The following is a 16,235-nucleotide window of genomic DNA, read 5'->3' as shown; positions in this document are numbered from 1 at the left end:
GCTCAGGCCGGTTGGCCCGGTGCCGGGCGTGACTGCAGGTCGGCGTCCAGCGCGCGTCGCCGGGCGCGGGCGCGCAGGATGCCCCGCGCCAGCAGGGCCGCCTGCACCACGATCAGCGTCAGTGACAGCAGCAGCATCAGGCTGCTGGCCACTGCACGCTGGATGCGGTCATCGGAGGCGCCGGGTTCCACGCGCAGGCGCAGACCGCCTGCGTCCTGCCGGGTGGACAGCACGAGCCCCTGCAACGCGAACGGTACAGGGGTTGCGACCACCGCCCCTGCCTCCTGCCAGTGATCGAGCAGGGTGTCGGAACGCAGGGGGTCCCGCGGTGCGTGTTGCGCTTCGTCACGCAGGTCATCGGGGGTTTCCAGCACCACGCCGCCGCGCTGCAGGCTGATCAACTGCGGTGTGAGCGCTGCCAATCGGGTGGCGATGGCGGCACCGGCATGCTCGCGGGCGATTCCACGCAGTGCGGCGAGGTCGCTGCCGGTCATGTACATACCGTCCTCGCCCTCCGTGGCCAGCCGGCGCATGTGCTGGGCCAGTTTCGGCCAGTCGTCCAGTGCAGTGTCCTGGCCGTCCACCTCCACCGATGCACCGAGCGCGCGAACGATGGACTGCTGCAACCCTGCGCAGTCACGCAGGCCGACCGCGCAGGCGGCTTCGACCGTATCGATCATGCGGCCGAGCGCCGTCACTATCTGCTGCTCGCCGCGCGCGGCCATCAGCGCCTGCTGATAGGGATCGCTGATCTGCTGCATCATCAGCATGCGCAGCATCGTCGAATAGCCGTCCTTCTGCGCATCGACGAAACTGCCGCGATACAGCGACAGCAGCGGGTCGGGCACCGCCAGCGCAGGCAGCACCACCGTGGTGGCGCCCCAGCGCATCCGCGCGCAGTCCGGAAGCACCACCTCCGTGCCGGTATCGGCCAGCCGGGTCAACGCGAGTTCGCATTGGCCTTCTCCACTGAGCCGCACGCGGTCACCGGGCTGCGGAGGATCCTGCAGCACGCTGTCGGCACGGCTGTCAGTCCGCGTCTGGGTGCCCTGCAGCCCATGCCAGGCCAGGCGGAGGTCGTCGCCGTCACCGGCCAGCAGTGCGGTCACCGCCCCCAGCAGCGCGATCACCAGGAGCAGCAGAGTGCCGCCCCAGCGGATCGGCGGGAAACGGCGCTGCTCATCCAGCCGCGACCAGTGCGGGCCGATCGACAGGACGTCGCCGGTGTCCTGGGCGATGTCCAGCTGCACGGTCTGCTGCAGCGGAAGGCGCCCGCACTGCTGCCAGTGCACCGGGACCTGTACCTGCAGGCTGTCGCCGACGAAGAAGCGTTGCAGCCGCAGCGCGGCATTCATCGGATTGGGCATCTCCAGCCGATGCAGGACGCCCTCTACGCGACGGACCCGGCCAGGCCGGATCTTGCGCAGCGGCGGGCGGAGCTGGCACACGATACCGGCCAGGGCCGCCGCAATGGCCAGCAGCATGACCAGCGGCAGCGCATCGCCCAGGTCGGCGATGGTGGCCGTCAACAGCAGTGAAAGCGCGACGATCCAGAAGCCAGCGGGCAGCCATCCGAACGCGGGCCGCCGCCGCAGCTGCGCTTCCTCGAAGGTCTCGGCACGCTCTTCCAGTGTCGTGACCGGCTGGGCGGCCAGCGACGGGGGCGCGGGCAGTGGCGGGGCACCAGGCGGGAGCCCGTCGGCGCGGCCGTCGTGCAGGCTGCGGCTGCGTCCTTCGACAACGGAAAAATCATTGAGCCGCACCACGATGGCCTGGCGCTCCGTCAGCACAACGTCGGCGTCGTTGTCCTCGGCCAGGAACAAGGGCGCATCGTAGGGCAGCAGCACGTCCACGCCCCCGAGGGTGTCGTGGAGTGTTTCGACGCCGTTGGCGATGATGCCGTGGCGGCTGAAGCGGCCACGCAGGCGACGCACACCGGTTTCCCACGCGAGGCCGTGGGCGACGCGGAGGGACTCCAGGGCCAGCGCTTCGTCGTCCTGCAGTTCACGGACGACCTGGGTACGGCGCAGGGCGGCCAGCGCATCCTGGTTGTCCTTGCGCCGCGACTGGTAGTTCAGCCAAGCCACCAGCGCCACGAGCAGCAGGATGATCTTGACGATGATGAAGACGCTCATCGGCGCACCCCGGCCGAAGGCTGACGATACGCGATGGCAGGGGATGGGAATGGGAATGTGCGTGATGCACACGACATCGTGTCGATCATGGCTCCCTCCAATGGAGCTGTCCGTCCGCGTACCAGTCTGCCTCGGGTGGCCCGCACAGGGCAAACCCAGCGGTTCCGGCACTGCCCGATCCGGGCACGCCTGTTGATATGCGCAGAGGCGGACTATCAAGGTGGGGGCTACCTGCCGTCGCCTGCCCTACGGTGCTGGTTGCGTCAATCGAGGGTCGTGCATGCGCCGCCGTTCCAGCCACCACAGCAGCGAGGCGCACAGCGCGAACGCCAGCCACCACGGCCAGCGCGATCCCGGCACGGGTTGCATCACCAATGCGTTCGCCGGCGTGCTGGAGACCAACGCCTGAGTCGTCGCATCGATCATTGCCTGCCGATGCAGCGCGGTCGCGGCCCTTGGGTCGAACACATAGCGCCAGACGATGCTGTCGCCATGCTGCAGGCGCTGCCAGCCTGCGTCACGCGGCCACCAGCCGGCGCAGCGCAGGGTCGAGGTCGCGCCATCGACGACCAGCGGTACTCCGTCGCCACCTTCGTTGAAAACCTGCAGCGGCGCCTGCACGCCGCACAGCGTCTGCCGTTCGCCTGCCCAGCTGATCGGCTGCGGTGACCAGAGCGCATCAGCGCTGCCCTGTGCACGCGCCAGCTTGGCCACCACGCTGCTCCACAGTTCGCCGTGGCGGTCGTCGCGCCCGGCCAGCACCCAGCGCCAGCTGTCGGTCATCGGCAGCAGGCCGATGCGGCCCTTGCCAGCCGCGCGCCAGCCGCCGATGGCGTTGCCAACACGATCCTGCAGCAGCGCGCTGCTGCCCGGCACCTGCAGCGCCAGGGCTTCCAGCGCGGGCAGGGTGGCACTGTGCGAACGGCGGTCGGCCTCCTCGCCGTAGCCGGTCGGCAACGTGCCGGCGGCGAGCGGGCCGCGTCGTGCGGCGAGGATTGTGCTTTCGCCATCGCCGGGAAGTTCAAGGAGGCGGCTGCTGCCATCGCCCTGCACTGGCAGGCCCAGATCACGCAGTCGCTGGCGCGCGCTGGCCGAAGGCGCGCCTGCACTGCGCACCAGCACGCCGAGTCCCTCGCGCAGCGCCTGGCGCACGGTGGCCAGCTGGCCTGCACTCAACGCTGCCAGGCTGCGTTCGTCCAGCAGCAGCAGGTCGCTGCGCGCCAGTGTTGCAGCATCGAGCGAAACCGCGCCATCACCCACGCTGAGCCCAGCGCCGGTATCGGCCTGCACCCGCACGCGGATGCCGGCATCGGCGGCCCAGCGGCGCAGGTACTTCAACTCCGGGCCCGGCGCACTGGCACGCACCAGCAGCCGTATGGGGGCGGCCGGCAGGGTCTGCTGCGGCACCGGCGCGCTGTCCACCACATGGCCTTCGGCATCGAGCAGGCGCAGCTGGAACACGCTGCGGCCTTCGGCGCGGGCGATGCCGCTGAGCTGTACGCGGCCATCTTCGGCAACCGCCGTGCGATCAACCACGCTGCCCGCCGGGTCGAGCAGTTCGGCTTTCGCCTTTGCAGCACCACGCGCCTGTGCGTGCACGTCGAAACGAGCACCGGGTGCGGCATCGGCAGGGGGTTGCAGGGCGATCCAGCCGCGCGGCTCCGGTGCGGCCTGCCAACGTACATCCGGTGGCAGCACCGCGTCGCGGTCACGCGCGACCAGGCCCGCACCGACCAGGGTCAGCGTGGACGCCGGATGCTGGCGCAGCGCGGTGGCCAGGTCGGGAACGCGCTGTGCGCCGGGCACATCGGCAGCTTCGGGCAACAGCAACAGCGGGCCTTTGCTGGCCGGGAGTGCGCCGGCCTTGCCGGCGTCGATTCCCAGCACGACCAGGCCGCCTGCGGGTTGCTGGCGGGCGGGCGGCACCAGGCAGAAATACAGCAGCGCGGCGACGATGATCTGCAGTGCGATCAAGATCCACCGGCGGCCGGGGTGCGCGGTGTCTCCACGCAGCTGGCGCACGCTGGCGATGACCACGATCAGGGCGAGGGCCAGCGCAATCCACAGGTTCACAGCGGAGGCGTTCATGGCTGCGCCTCCAGCGCGTCGAGGTAGCGCTGGCCCATCGCATCGGCGGCACTGCGCCGCATCGCCTGCGGCAGCGGACGCTGCAGCGCCCGCCACAACTGTGCGCGCAGGCGCTGGCGACAGTCGTGGCAACTGGGCTCGATGCGCAGCTGCTCGATGGCCGCAGCCAGATCGAGTGCATCGGGCAGGTAGGCGGCGTTGCGCTGCTGCCAGGCCGCGAGCGCATCCAGATCCGGCGCGCCGGTGTCATCGCCGAGACGCTGCCAGGCTTCGACGATGGCCGGATCGGGCGGGGTGCGGGCGGCCAGCGGCAGTTCACGATTGGCCAGCCCGGCGCGATCGCCACCGAGGCGGCGGCCTTCATCGATCGGTGGCAGCTCCGGTCCGACACGGGCCAGATAGATGCGCTCGGCCTGCTGCACCTGCTTGATGAAGCCCAATGCCTTGTAGGCGAAGGGCAACGCCTGCTCCGGTCGGCCCTGGCGCAGCTCGCCTTCGGCCGACCACATCTGGTCCAGCGCGGCCTTCAGCGTGGCGCGGGTCTGCGGGTCAAGCAGGGTCGCGGCCTCGGCATGGTCATGGGTGTGGCCGTATTCGGAGAGCACATCGGTGGCGCTGCCGAACACCGGTGGCGTATCGGCATTGGACGCCTTGCCGCCGTGATCGTGGCCATGCTCATCGTGCGCTCCGGCCTCGGCACCATGGTCGTGATCGTGATCATCGCCGTGGTCGCCTGCGGCGGGCGTATCGCTGGTGGGCAGGTCGCTGGTCGGCGGTGGCTTCGGCGCACCTTCGCTTTCCTCGCCCAGGAACTGGCCATAGCGCAGGCGCAGGATGCGCTGGTCGACACCGATCGCATCGCTGCGCTTCACGAAGTCTTCCGCAGCCAGACCGCGACGCTGCCGGATCAAGGCTTCAGCATCGATGATGATCTGCCGCTGGCTGCGGAAGTAGGCCGGCAGGGTCTTCTTGATGCGGCCTTCCAGTTCGGCACCGAGCGCGACCTCGGCACTGGGCAGGCGCAGGATCACGCTGCTGCTGCGCCCGGTCTGCGGCGTGGGTGTGTGGTTGTCGCGCACTTCCAGCTGGGCGATCACATCGTTGCCCGGCTGCGCGCCCAATGCAGCCAGATCCAGCGTATGCGCGAAGCGCCGTGCGGTCGGTTCGCCATTGCCGGTGAGGCTGACGCTGCGGCGGACGAAGGTGATGTTCTCACCACTGCCCTGGGTGGTGGTGATCGACAGCGTTGCCTGCACGGCCACGCCGTAATCGTCGCTGGCCTCGAAGCGCAATGCCCACTGCCGTTGCCCGGGCGTGCCCAGTACCAGGCTGGCCGCGGGCTCCAGCACGCGCACGCTGGGTGCGCGGTCAGCCACTACATCCAGCCGATGCAGGCGGGTCTCTGCCAGTGCCGGTTCGCTCACCACGCGGTACAGCACCGGTGTGCGTGCCACATCCTGCGCCTGCCACTGTCCATCGTGCTCGCTCAGTGGCAACCGGCGACCATCGTGGAACTGCAGCCATGCCTTGTCCGGTGCGCGGTTGAAGCGCAGGGACCAGGACAGCCGGCTGTCGGCGGCGACCTTGGCATCCAATGCGTTCTGGGTGAGCGTGGCCTGGCCGGTATAGGCCGGCGCGTCGATGCGCAGGCGGGTGGACTGCAGGTGCAGTGGGCCCGCGGCGGCGGTGCTGCCAGGCGCCGACGTGCGGGCAGGCGTGGAACCGGGATTCGAACGTGGCCAGCCGAATGCCAGCACAACGATGGCCAGGCCAGCGATCCAGCACAGCGCCAACGCCCCACGCGGCCAGCGCGGACGCAGTTCCGGCATCGCGCGCTCCAGCGTGGCCTGCACATGCGCGCGCTGGCGCTGCTGCAGCGGATTGAGCGTGGCGCTATCGGCGAACAGCAGGTCGGCACTGTCCTCGCTGGCACCACTGCCATCGAGCTGGCGCTGCAGCCACTGGCGGTCAAGCCGGCGGGCGCGTGCAGTGGCGAGGGCCGCGCAGGCGAGCAGGCCGATCGTGCCGACCACGCAGGCGATGTCGAATCCCGCCAGGCGCAGCGCCAGCACCGTTGCGGCCAGCGCCCACGGCAGGCCCAGCAGCAGGGTGAGGAGCGCATGGCGGCGGCGCGCGCGTTGCCAGACGTGCTGCAGGGTGTTCATGCGGGCCCCCTGCGTCGGCTACTGCTGGCCATCCAGCGTTCCAGCGCGAACAGCAGCAGGATGGCCAGCAACAGCCAAGGCGTTGGCTCGCGCTGCAGCGGCGTTGCCACAGGCAGTGCGGTTCGGCGCGGTGCCTGGTCACGTGCATCGCCCAGGCGCGGAGCCGTGGGCGGCTGCAGCGCCAGCAGCAGGGCACGCGGCAACTGCGGATCGCGCAGCGCAGCGTTGCTGGCGGCATTCCAGTCACCCGGCAGCGCCAGCAGATAGCCGTGGCCGATGCGTTGCTGCCACAGCAGCGGTGCGCCTTGGGCGTCGCGCAGCAGGATGCTGGCGCTGGCAGCAGGCTTGCCGGCAGTCATGACACGACCGCCGTCGCGCAGCCACGCCTGCCAGTGTGCTGGCAGTGCATCGCTGCGGCTCCACACGCCGATTTCGCCGCGCTCGGGCACAGCATCCCCGGCCAAGGGCGAGGGCGGTGCCTGCACACCCCACGCGCGTTGCAGTGCGTTCAACCAGTGCTGGGCAGTGGCCGAAGCATCGCTGTGCACGCGCAGGCGCGGCGACGTCGCGGCACTCGGCTGCGCAGTGGCCGGTATCGGCAGCGGGCGCCACTGCACCTCGCGCGACAGCTGCAGGCGTGCGCCGTCCAGGCCGGGCAGGGGATCGGGAATGTGCACGGTCAATGCGGTGCCCGGGGGCAGTTGTGCATCCAGTTCGCGCAGCAGGCTGGGCAGGGAGGCCGTGGACGCAGGTGGCACTTGATCAATGGCCGGGAAACCGGGCGCCAACCAATGCCAGTTGCCCGCTTCGGCGGTCCCGCGTAGTGCGGTCGCGTCCAGCCCTGGAGCAACGACCGTCCACGCAGCGGGGGCTGGCGCAGGCCCGGTCAATGCGGGTCGTGCCAGCAGCAAGGCGAGCGCGGCCAGCAACAGCAGGCGCACCAGCAGCAACGGCCAGTCATTGAAGCGGATGCGCTGGCGCGGCCGGATCTGTGCACGCAGCCAGCGCAGCGCGGCGAAATCCAGCTGTGTGTACGGGTGGCGGCGGGCGAGGTGGATCAGCAGCGGCAGCAGCCATGCGGCGAGCGCAGCCAGGCCGAGCGGGAACAGCAGGCTCATCCGCCGCCTCCACGGGCAAACAGTGCCTGCAGCGGCTGGTCCAACGGTTGGTCGAGCCAGCCGGTGGCACTGGCGATGCCACTGGCCTGCAGGCGCGACTGCAGCGCACTGCGTGCGTCGGCGAAGCGCTGCAGGTAGTCGGCGCGGATCGCCGCACCATCGCCCAGCAGTTCCTCGCCGGTCTCCGGATCGCGGAAGCGATGGCCGGCGTCGAACGGGAAGTCGCGCTCGTCGGCGGTCAGGATCTGCAGCAGCGCCACTTCGCGGCGCGCGCTGGCCAGTTGTTCCAGCAACACGATGCCGGCCTCGTCGAAACCATCACCGATTGCCAGCAGCAGGTCGCCCGGGCGTACGCGCTCCCACAGGGGACGCAGGCGATCGGCCGCAGGCCAGCCACCGCGTGCCTGCAGGGCATGCAGTTGCAGATGCACGCGGTCACGCTGGCGTGCGCCGTTCGCTGCGGGCACCAGCTGCAGGCCATCGCCATTGATCGCCAGCAGGCCGAAACGGTCGCCCTGCTGCAGGGCCAGCTCCACCACGCACGCGGCCACGCCGCGCATGTGGTCCAGGCGCGTGCGCTGCGGTGCCGCGCGATCGGCCTGGCCGGCGGAAGCAGTGGCATCGAGCAGCAGCCAGACCGTGATCGGGCTTTCGCGTTCGGATTCGCGCACGAAGAAACGATCCGAGCGGGCGTACAGCTTCCAGTCGATCTGGCGCAGTTCGTCGCCCGGCTCGTAGGCACGGTACTGGGCGAATTCGAGACCGGCACCGCGGCTGCGGCTGGCGTGCTGGCCGATGCCGCTTGCGCCGCTGGCCAGGCGCGGCCGCAACCGCAGCGTGCGCAGGCGCGCACGCAGTTCCGGTGGCAACGTCAGCGGGGCACCTGCGTTCACGCGTGGCTCAACCCGGGAACGGCACGGCCTGCAGCAGGGCGGCGACCACGTCGTCGGCACGCTTCTGCTCGGCCTCGGCGGCGAACGACAGCAGCAGGCGATGGCGCATCACCGGTGCGGCCAGTGCCTGCACATCCTCGCGGGTGGCGGCGAAGCGGCCCTGCAGCAATGCGCGTGCCTTCGCCGCCAGCACCAGCGACTGCCCGGCGCGCGGGCCGGCACCCCATTTCACCCACTGGTTGATCGCCGCCGGTGCGCCTTCGCCTGGGCGGCTGGCGCGCACCAGGCGGGTGATCCAGGCCAGCACATCCGGGCTGACATGCACCTGGCGCACTGCGGCCTGCAGCGCGATCACGGCCTCGGCATCCATCACCTTCGGCACCGCGTCGGTGGCACCGCCGGTGGTCTGTTCCAGGATCTGCCGTTCCTCGTCTTCGCTGGGGTAATCCACCAGCACGTGCAGCAGGAAGCGGTCCAGCTGTGCTTCCGGCAGCGGGTAGGTACCGGCCTGCTCGATCGGGTTCTGCGTCGCCAGCACGAAGAACGGTGCGGGCAATGCGTAGGTGGTGCCGGCGTAGCTGACCGTGCGCTCCTGCATCGCTTCCAGCAGTGCGGCCTGGGTCTTGGGCGGGGTGCGGTTGAGTTCGTCTGCGAGCAGCAGGTGGGTGAAGATCGGGCCCTGCTGGAAGCGGAAGTGGCGATGGCCGGTGCCGTGGTCTTCCTCCAGCAGCTCGGTGCCGAGGATGTCGCTTGGCATCAGGTCGGGGGTGAACTGCACGCGCCGGAACTGCAGCTCCAGTGCCTGGCCCAGCGAGCGCACCAGCAGGGTCTTGCCGAGCCCGGGCGCGCCTTCCAGCAGGCAGTGGCCGCCGGCCAGCAGGCCGATCAGCAGCTGCTCGACCACGGTGTGCTGGCCCACCACTGCGCGTGCAAGCGCGGCGCGCAGATCGTGCAGGCGCGGCAGCAGGGAATCGAGGTCGGGGGAGGTCATGGGCGTGCAGGTCCTATCAATTGTTCAACGCGTACATCACGATGTTGACGCCGAAGCGGGTGTTGTCTTCGGCCAGGAAACGCTTGTTGCGCCAGTCGTAGTCCCACTCGCAGCCGTAGTCCTTGTTGCTGTAGAGCAGGCCCAGGCGGCCATCGACCTCGATGCCCTTCAGGTAGTCGTGCACCAGGTCGTCGCCCCAGCCGTTGAGTTCGAAGCTGGTGGCGGGCGGGCCATCGGGGAAGCGGAAGAAACTGCGGTACAGCGGATGGCTGTTGGGCAGCTTCTGCAATGCCTTTGGACCGAACAGGCGACCCATCTGCGCCTCGAACGAGGTGGCGAACAGGCCGTCGATATCGTGGTTGCAGTCGTCGACGAAGACGAAGCCGCCATTGCGCACATAGCGCACGAAGTTCTGCCGCTCGGCGGCGTTGAACTCCACCAAGGTGTGTCCGGCCAGGTAGCAGAACGGCGCTTCCAGCATGCGTGGGTCGGCCAGTGCGACAACATGCTCCTGCGGATCCACCCGCAATGAGGTGTAGTCGATCAGCGAGGTGATCAGGTTGGACGGCATGCGCGCGTCCACGTCCCAATCGCCGGAGTCGTACTGCAGGCGGGTGAACCAGAAGTCGTAGCGCGAACTGCGCGGGCCTGACTGCGCCAAGGCCGGCAGCGCCGCCGCAGAAGCGGCAGCGGCCAACCAGCGCAGGCAGGCCCGGCGATCCATCAGACCGCGTCGGACAGCGAGGTGAAGGTGAAATCGCGCAGCTTCATCGGCGGGATCATCATCACGTAGCTGGATTCATCGCCGGCCACGCGCACCGGCTTGCCCAGCTCTTCGATGTTGTTGAGCATGATCACCGGCGATTCGTTGAAGCGGAAGTTCTTCACCGGGTGCTTGATCTGGCCGTTCTCGATGTAGAAGGTGCCGTCGCGGGTCAGGCCGGTCAGCAGCACGGTCTGCGGATCCACCATGCGGATGTACCAGGTACGAGTGACCAGGATGCCCTTCTGGGTGCCGCGCACCAGTTCGGCGGTGCTCTTGTCGCCACCACTCATCAGCAGGTTGCCCGGCGTTGCCTTGGCGGTCTTGCCCTGCTTCTGTGCCCAGAAGCGCGAATAGTCCAGGTTGGCGATCTTGCCGTTCTCGATGATGGCCATGCGCTCGCGCGGCATGCCTTCGCCGTCCCACGGCAGCACCGGTGCGTCCGGATGCCACGGGTCGGCGATCATGGTCACGCGCGGGTCGTAGACCTGCTCGCCCAGCTTGTTGCCACCGCCCTTCTTCGACAGGAAGCTGCGGCCTTCATCGGCCGAGCGTGCACTGAAGAAGTTCATCATGAAGCTGATCAGGCCTGCCGCCGCGGCCGGTTCCAGGATCACCGTGTACTTGCCCGGTTCCAGTGCCTTGGCTTCGGCCGATTCGGTGGCCTTGCGCATGGCGATGCGGATGTCCTGGTCGGCCTTGAAGTCGGCGGCATCTTTCAGGTTGCGGCCGACCCAGCCCGAACCGCGGCCATCTTCGGTGCGCACGGTGCAGGTGTAATCGAAGTTGGTGGTGCGCTGGTAGGCGAAGTTGCCATTGCTGTTGGCGGTGGCCTGGAAGCCCTGGCCGTCCTCGAGGAAGCCGGCGGCGATCAGGCCGTGGCCACGGCACGGGGCGATCGAATCGGCGGCGACCTTGGCGCGGAATGCCGGATCGATCGCTGCGGTGGATTCGCTGAAGGTCGGGCTGGCGCGGTAGCTCTGCTTGCCGATGGCCGGCATGAACTCCGGGTTCTCCGGGGCCAGGCGGGCCAGGTCTTCGGCACGGCGCACCACGCGCTCCAGCGCGGCATCGTCGAACTCGTTGATCGATGCGGTACCGACGCGCTTGCCGAAGGCGACGGTGACCGCCAGCTCGGTGTTGTCGACGATGCCGCTGGTGGAGACGTTGTTCAGTGCGAAACGGATGTTGCCGCTGATCGCGCCGGCCAGCACGGCGGTGCACTCGTCGGCCTTGGACAGGGCGATGACCTTGTCGAGGATGGCCTTGGCCTGGGCTTCGGTGAAGATACTCATGGTGTAAGGGCTCCTGACCGGTCAGCCGAGGCTGCGTGCGGTGTTGATGACGTTGATGCCGTTGAAGCGCGCGGTGGACGAACCGTGCGAGACCGCCGAGACCTGGCCCGGCTGGCCCTTGCCGTCGAAGAACGAACCGCCCAGGCGGTAGTCGCGCTCGTCGGCCACGGCGGTGCAGGCATTCCAGAACTCCGGCGTGCGGATCTGGTAGGCCACGTCTTCCAGCATGCGGGTGATCTGGCCGTTCTTGATCTCGTAGAACAGCTGGCCGCCGAACTGCGCGTTGTAGCGCTGCTGGTCGATCGAGAACGAACCGTCACCGATGATGTAGATGCCGTTCTCCACGTCCTTGATCAGGTCGGGCACGCTCAGCGGCTTCTTGCCCGGTGCCATCGACACGTTGGCCATGCGCTGGAACTGCACGCTGGACCACGAGTCTGCATAGCAGCAGCCGTCGGACTCGGTCTTGCCGAGGATGTGGGCCTGGTCGCGGATGGTCTGGTAGTCCACCAGCTTGCCGTTGCTGATCAGGTCCCAGCGCTTGCACTTCACGCCTTCGTCGTCGTATGCCACCGCGCCGAGGCTGCCCGGCTGCGTCTTGTCGGCGAAGATGTTGACCAGCTCGCTGCCGTACTGGAAATGCTGTTCGCGCTTGTCCAGGGTGGCGAAGCTGGTGCCGGCGTAGTTGGCTTCGTAGCCGAGCACGCGGTCCAGTTCCAGCGGGTGGCCGATCGATTCGTGGATGGTCAGCCAGGTGTGCGACGGGTCGAGCACCAGGTCGTACTTGCCCGGCTTCACCGACGGTGCCTTCAGCTTCTCCTGCGCCTGCTTGGCCGCGGCGATGGCGTCTTCCTTCATGTCGTAGGAAGAACTGTAGTTGACCACGCCATTGGGGCTGACCACCTTGCCGGCGGCGGCGCCATCCAGGTACTCGTAGCCCAGGCCCATCGGCGAGGACAGGCCCGAGCGGGTGCGGAACTTGCCGCTGGACTTGTCGATGGCGGTGACCGTCATCGGTGCCCAGATACGGTGCACGTCCTGGTCGATGTAGGAGCCATCGGTGGACGCGAAATACTTCTGTTCGTTGACCAGGAACAGCATCGAATTGACGAAGCTGGCGCCGGCGCCCATCGCTGCGGCGTTGACGTCCAGCAGCAGGCCGACCTTGTCCTTGATCGGCACCTCCATTGCATTCTTGCGGATCGGGGTGCGCCAGCTCACCTCACCCACGCCCGGCGCCTTGGCCAGCTGTACGGGAGCGGTCTGCACGCCGGCATTGGCCTTGGCGATCGCCGCGGCCTGCTGCGCGGCCCTGGCCACGTCGGCGGTGCCCAGCGCATTGGTGGCGGCGAAGCCCCAGGCGCCATTGACGATCACGCGGATGCCCACGCCGGTGGACTCGGTGTTCACCACGTTCTGCACCTTGTCCTCGCGGGTGATCACGAACTGACGCAGGTAGCGGCCGATGCGCACGTCGCAGTAGGTGGCACCGGCCTGGCGGGCAGCGGCCAGCGCCGCATCGGCCAGGCGCTTCTTCAGCCCCAGGTCCAGCGTACTCTGCAGCTGCTCGGCGGCGATCACCTTGCCGAAGAAGGAGGGCACGATCAGCCCGCCCGCGGTAAGCCCGGTCAGGGCCAGGAAGTCACGTCTTTGCAAGGCTGCTCTCCATGTCGAAGGATGGGTGGCTCAAGCGCCGAGACTGCGCGCGGTGTTGATGATGTTGATGCCGTTGAAGCGGGTGGTGGACGAACCGTGCGAGACCGCCGAGACCTGGCCGGGCTGGCCCTTGCCGTCGAAGAACGAACCGCCCAGGCGGAAGTCGCGTTCATCGCAGATGGCGGTGCAGGCATTCCAGAATTCCGGCGTGCGGATCTGGTAGGCCGCATCCTCGACCATGCCGGCGATCTTTCCGTCCTTGATCTGGTAGTACAGCTGGCCACCGAACTGCGCGTTGTAGCGCTGCTGGTCGATCGAATACGAACCGCGGCCGTGGATGTAGATGCCGTTCTCCACGTCCTTGATCATGTCCTCGACGCTGAGCGGCTGCTTGCCCGGCGCCAGTGAGACATTGGCCATGCGCTGGAACTGCACGCTGGACCAGGAATCGGCGTAACTGCAGCCATGCGATGCATCGCGGCCGAGGATATGGGCTTCATCGCGGGTGGCCTGGTAGTCGACCAGGATGCCGTCGCGCACCAGATCCCAGCGCTGGGTCTTCACGCCTTCGTCGTCGTAGCCGACCGCACCGAGGCTGCCCGGCTGGGTCTTGTCGGCGAAGAAGGTGACGATGTCGCTGCCCCAGCGGAAACCGGCATCGCGCTTGTCCAGCGTGGCGAAGCTGGTGCCGGCGTAGTTGGCTTCGTAGCCGAGCACGCGGTCCAGCTCCAGCGGGTGGCCGACGTTCTCGTGGATGGTCAGGAACAGGTTGGACGGGTCCAGCACCAGGTCGTACTTGCCGGGCTTCACCGACGGCGCCTTCAGTTTCTCGCGCGCGTGGCGGGCGGCGGCAATGGCGTCCTCGACCGGGTCGTAGGAATCGCGGTAGGCAGTAATGCCACCGGGCAGGTGCACCTTGCCGCGCGCATCGCCATCGAGGAACTCATAGCCCATGCCCATCGGCGAGGACAGCCCGGCACGGGTGCGGAACCTGCCGCTGGCCTTGTCGATGGCGGTGGCGGTGAACGGCAGCCAGATGCGGTGGATGTCCTGGTCGATGAACGAGCCGTCGCTGGACGCGAAGTACTTCTGTTCGTTGACCAGGAACAGGGTGGAGTTGATGTAGTCGGCGCCCGCATTCAGCGCGGCGGCGTTGAGCGCCAGCAGCAGCTCGACCTTGTCCTGGATCGGCACCGCCATCGCGTTCCTGCGGACCGGGGTCTGCCAGCGCACCTCACCCACCGAGGGCGTCGGCGCCAGCTGCGCCGGCCGGGTCTGGATGCCGGCGTTGGCGCGGGCGATGGCCGCCGCCTGTTCGACCGCAGCACGCACGGCGGCCTCGGTCTGCTGGTGGGTGGCAGCGAAGCCCCAGGCCCCGTTGACGATCACCCGGACGCCGACACCGGACGATTCGCGGTTGGTGACATTGCCGACCTGGTGCTCGCGGGTGATGACCGACTGGTTGAGATAGCGGCCGATGCGCACGTCGCAATAGCTGGCCTTGGCGGTGCGTGCGGCGGCGAGCGCAACGTCCGCCAGGCGCTTGCGCTGGGCGGTATCGACCGGGGCGAGCAGCTGCTCGGCGGCGATGGCACGGGAATGCGGCAGCAGCAGGCCCGCCAGGCCCAGACCGGAAAAAGCCAGGAACTCACGTCGTTGCACAGCGTTTCTCTCTCTCGCTTGCGTGCGGCCGGCAACGGGCCGAGCCGATCACGTCAACCACTCGACTTTCGCCAGCGCAGCGCGTCCGGGCAAGTGACTGCAGTCATGGTTGGGTGGGTTTCGGCAGGGCTTGCAGCCCTGCACCTGCAGAGGCCAAAGCAACAGCAACAGCGGGCATTCCGTGGGGTGGCGGGGCGGTGTGGGTGGGCAGGACACGCCGTAAACCCCGCTCCGCGGTCCGGCCCAGCCGCTGGCGGCTGTGCGTTCGGGCGCTTGCGAAGCACTGCTTCGCAAGCAAAGCGCCCTCACCCCAGGGGGCTCGATGGCGCCATCCATGGCGCCAACGGTCCTGCCCACCCACACCGCCCCACCTTCGACAGATCTCCGCGGCTGTTGGGAACTGCGATGGTTGTCCGCGCGGCTGTTGGTAGGTGTCGACCTTGGTCGACACATCTGTCAGATATCGAAATAAATCCGGGGTCAGATCCGTTTTCCTGCGGAAAACGGATCTGACCCCAAGAGCCGTTCCAACAGATCGCTGGAAACTGTCGAAGGCGGGGTGGGTCCGGTTGCGGGGGTGTCCGCGGCATGGATGCCGCGGCCAAGCCCCCAAGGACGGGTTTACGGCGTCCCCCGCAACCGGACCCACCCTGCCATCCCACGGAATGCCAGCTTTTGACGTTGCTCTGGCTCCCGCTTCGGCTTCGGCGGGTGCAGGGCGCAGCCCTGCCGAGCAACACCCCCTCGTGCACAATGGGGCCGACCCCGCCTGGACACCGTCCTGATGTCGAGCAAGCCGTATTCAGAAGCCTGCGAGCGCAACCGCGAACCGATCGCCGCCGCACTCGACCCGTGGATGGGTGACCGCCACCGGCTGCTGGAGATCGGCAGCGGCACCGGACAGCACGCGGCGTTCTTCGCCGAGCGCTGGCCTTGGCTGCGCTGGCAGCCCAGCGATCATCCGGACCATCTGCCCGGCATCGAGGCCTGGCGCGCGGAGGCGGCGTTGCTGAACCTGCTGGCGCCGATGCCGCTGCAGGTGGAACTGCCGCCGGCGCCCGGCCTGAGCCTGCCGCAGGGCAGCACGTTCGACGCCGCATTCAGTGCCAACACGTTGCACATCATGGGCTGGGAGCATGTGCAGGCGCTGTTCGCCGCGCTGCCATCGGTGCTGCGGCATGGTGCGCTGCTGGCGGTGTACGGCCCGTTCAACTACGGCGGCCGCTACACCAGCGACAGCAACGCGCAGTTCGATGCCTGGCTGAAGACGCGCGACCCGCGCAGCGGCATCCGCGATAGCGAAGCGGTGCAGGCGCTGGCCGCCGACCACGGATTCACCCGCCTGGGTGACGTGGCGATGCCGGCCAACAACCGGCTGCTGCTGTGGCGGTTGGGCTGAACCGCCGGTAGTGCCGGCCGCTGGCCGGCAACCGATTGCCTGGATGGATGCCGGCCAGCGGCCGGCACTA

The 16,235-nt window shown here is 68.5% G+C and carries 11 protein-coding genes; 1 reads left to right on the top strand and 10 read right to left on the bottom strand.

Translation table 11 applies throughout. The annotated features are described in order from the left end of the window. Nucleotides 1–2: 2 nt before the first annotated feature. The 10 genes from VPH47_RS20650 to VPH47_RS20605 form a co-directional block, all read right to left on the bottom strand. The gene (locus tag VPH47_RS20650) at nucleotides 3–2,135 is read right to left on the bottom strand and encodes an IgaA/UmoB family intracellular growth attenuator (protein ID WP_368851705.1); all 2,133 of its coding nucleotides are present in this window, start codon (nucleotides 2,133–2,135) and stop codon (nucleotides 3–5) included. Between the two features lie 246 nt (nucleotides 2,136–2,381). Then, on the bottom strand, nucleotides 2,382–4,223 hold the full coding sequence (locus VPH47_RS20645) for a hypothetical protein (RefSeq protein ID WP_368851704.1): 1,842 nt from the start codon (nucleotides 4,221–4,223) through the stop codon (nucleotides 2,382–2,384). Continuing rightward, nucleotides 4,220–6,388, bottom strand: a complete 2,169-nt coding sequence (locus VPH47_RS20640) for a hypothetical protein (RefSeq protein ID WP_368851703.1) — start codon at nucleotides 6,386–6,388, stop codon at nucleotides 4,220–4,222. Before VPH47_RS20640 ends, VPH47_RS20645 begins: the two co-directional genes overlap by 4 nt. Continuing rightward, nucleotides 6,385–7,506 carry a BatA domain-containing protein gene (locus VPH47_RS20635; protein ID WP_368851702.1) on the bottom strand — a complete coding sequence of 374 codons (1,122 nt, stop codon included), beginning with the start codon at nucleotides 7,504–7,506 and terminating at the stop codon, nucleotides 6,385–6,387. Before VPH47_RS20635 ends, VPH47_RS20640 begins: the two co-directional genes overlap by 4 nt. Beyond that, complete coding sequence (locus VPH47_RS20630) at nucleotides 7,503–8,399, bottom strand: DUF58 domain-containing protein (RefSeq protein WP_368851701.1); 897 nt, start codon at nucleotides 8,397–8,399, stop codon at nucleotides 7,503–7,505. Before VPH47_RS20630 ends, VPH47_RS20635 begins: the two co-directional genes overlap by 4 nt. Before the next feature lie 7 nt (nucleotides 8,400–8,406). Beyond that, nucleotides 8,407–9,390 (bottom strand): MoxR family ATPase, encoded by a 984-nt coding sequence (locus tag VPH47_RS20625; protein ID WP_071228622.1) that lies wholly within the window; start codon nucleotides 9,388–9,390, stop codon nucleotides 8,407–8,409. 16 nt (nucleotides 9,391–9,406) lie between these two features. Further along, the gene (locus tag VPH47_RS20620; protein WP_032128709.1) at nucleotides 9,407–10,114 is read right to left on the bottom strand and encodes a DUF4159 domain-containing protein; all 708 of its coding nucleotides are present in this window, start codon (nucleotides 10,112–10,114) and stop codon (nucleotides 9,407–9,409) included. Beyond that, complete coding sequence (locus VPH47_RS20615; RefSeq protein ID WP_019336350.1) at nucleotides 10,114–11,448, bottom strand: TldD/PmbA family protein; 1,335 nt, start codon at nucleotides 11,446–11,448, stop codon at nucleotides 10,114–10,116. Before VPH47_RS20615 ends, VPH47_RS20620 begins: the two co-directional genes overlap by 1 nt. Nucleotides 11,449–11,469: 21 nt before the next feature. After that, the gene (locus VPH47_RS20610; protein WP_368851700.1) at nucleotides 11,470–13,104 is read right to left on the bottom strand and encodes a TldD/PmbA family protein; all 1,635 of its coding nucleotides are present in this window, start codon (nucleotides 13,102–13,104) and stop codon (nucleotides 11,470–11,472) included. A gap of 30 nt (nucleotides 13,105–13,134) precedes the next feature. Further along, complete coding sequence (locus VPH47_RS20605; protein WP_368851699.1) at nucleotides 13,135–14,766, bottom strand: TldD/PmbA family protein; 1,632 nt, start codon at nucleotides 14,764–14,766, stop codon at nucleotides 13,135–13,137. A gap of 784 nt (nucleotides 14,767–15,550) precedes the next feature. Here VPH47_RS20605 and VPH47_RS20600 point away from each other — a divergent pair. After that, nucleotides 15,551–16,165 (top strand): DUF938 domain-containing protein, encoded by a 615-nt coding sequence (locus VPH47_RS20600; RefSeq protein WP_153856690.1) that lies wholly within the window; start codon nucleotides 15,551–15,553, stop codon nucleotides 16,163–16,165. The last annotated feature ends 70 nt before the right edge of the window (nucleotides 16,166–16,235 follow it).

It is taken from the genome of Stenotrophomonas sp. WED208 (genome assembly GCF_040984485.1).
Taxonomy (GTDB): domain Bacteria; phylum Pseudomonadota; class Gammaproteobacteria; order Xanthomonadales; family Xanthomonadaceae; genus Stenotrophomonas; species Stenotrophomonas riyadhensis.
The sequence above is the reverse complement of the archived record's forward strand: the minus strand, read 5'-3'. Positions and strand labels throughout refer to the sequence as shown.